The sequence below is a fragment of the Moorena sp. SIO2C4 genome (genome assembly GCF_010672485.1).
Classification (GTDB): Bacteria; Cyanobacteriota; Cyanobacteriia; order Cyanobacteriales; family Coleofasciculaceae; genus Moorena; species Moorena producens.
Genome location: NZ_JAAHGN010001374.1, coordinates 1 through 1,609 on the forward strand (window position 1 = coordinate 1; position 1,609 = coordinate 1,609).

The 1,609-nt window shown below is 48.3% G+C and carries 2 protein-coding genes; one reads left to right on the forward strand and one right to left on the reverse strand.

The features are described 5' to 3' along the window. The coding region (locus tag F6K20_RS37725; protein ID WP_502708930.1) for a DUF8189 domain-containing protein at positions 1–341 on the forward strand (341 nt) is incomplete at its 5' end. A 190-nt stretch (positions 342–531) separates the two neighbouring features. Here F6K20_RS37725 and F6K20_RS37730 read toward each other — a convergent pair. After that, the coding region (locus tag F6K20_RS37730) for a WD40 repeat domain-containing protein (RefSeq protein ID WP_287298288.1) at positions 532–1,609 on the reverse strand (1,078 nt) is incomplete at its 5' end.

Consider the following 1,609-nt stretch of genomic DNA (forward strand, 5'->3'; position numbering starts at 1 on the left):
GGGGGCCAAACCATATCGCTACCTTTACCATTGGTCGCGCTCGCGCTCTATACTACAAGACCTGGAATGGTTCCATTTGGACTCCATGGGAAAAACTGGGAGGCTACTGTCAGTATGGTATAGCTGCTGTCTCCAGGGGAGTCAACCAGCTAGATTGTTTCGTGATTGGATCCATGGGCAAGGTCTATTGCCGTTCCTGGGATGGTTCTGCCTGGAAAAATTGGAAAAACCTAGGTGGTTACAGCATTGCTGGGCTAGCAGCAGCATCTTGGGGACCTGACCGCCTTGATGTTTTTGTAGTTGCTGGTGATCATGCTCTGCACCACAAGTGGATGGGTTGAGAGCAAGATTACTGATTAAGGAATTAAAGGTAAAGAATTAAAAATTAAGAATTAAAAATTAAGAATTACGGATTTTGAATTTTTAATTCTTAATTTTTAATTTTGAATGGTCGCGTTCGCGTAGGGTGACCTACGGTCAAGGGACTTGACGAATAGCTGCTACGGCCTTAAAAACTTTTATCTTTTGCAACTACTTCTTTAGATTGTCGCACAAGTGCTTATCGCTCTCCCTGACATTAGGATTATGCTGCAAATAATTGCGCACCGAATCGCAACTCCTCGCCATTAAAGAGTCTAAGTTTAAGTCTAGATTCCAGAGTTTGATCGTCTCGTCACTACTGCCAGAAGCCAAGGTCTGGCCATCGGAGCTGAAACTAACGCTATCGACATTGTCAATATGCCCCTGAAGGGTGACGATTTCGGTTCCTGTCTCTAGATTCCAGAGTTTGATCGTCTCGTCACTACTGCCAGAAGCCAAGGTCTGGCCATCCCGGCTGAAACTAACGCTATTGACATCGTTATCATGCCCGATCAGGGTGCGGATTACCTCGCCTGTCTTAGGATCCCAGAGTTTGATGGTGTTTTCACTACTGCTAGAAGCCGAAGCCAAGGTCTGGCCATCGGGGCTGAAACTGACGCTAGTGGCAACGCTATCATACATCTTGAGGGTGCGGATTTTCTTACCTGTCTCTAGATTCCAGAGTTTGATCGTAGTGTCATAACTGCCAGAAGCCAAGGTCTGGCCATCGGGGCTGAAACTGACGCTCAAGACAGTGTAAGTATGCCCGATCAGGGTGCGGATTTCCCTTCCCGTCTCTAGATCCCAGAGTTTGATGGTCTTGTCATAACTGCCAGAAGCTAAGGTCTGGCCATCGGGGCTGAAACTGACGCTCTCGACAGCTTCAGTATGCCCGATCAGGGTGCGGATTACCTTGCCTGTCTTAGGATCCCAGAGTTTGATGGTCTTGTCATCACTGACAGAAGCTAAGGTCTGGCCATCCCGGCTGAAACTGATGCTATTTAAAAAGTCATCATGCCCCACGAGGGTGCGGATTACCTCGCCTGTCTTAGGATCCCAGAGTTTGATGGTGTTGTCAAAACTGCCAGAAGCCAAGGTCTGGCCATCGCGGCTGAAACTGACGCTATGGACAACGTGATCATGCCCCTTGAGGGTGCGGATTTCCCTTCTCGTCTCTAGATTCCAGAGTTTGATCGTGTTGTCATCACTGCCAGAAGCCAAGGTCTGGCCATCGGGGCTGAAACTGACA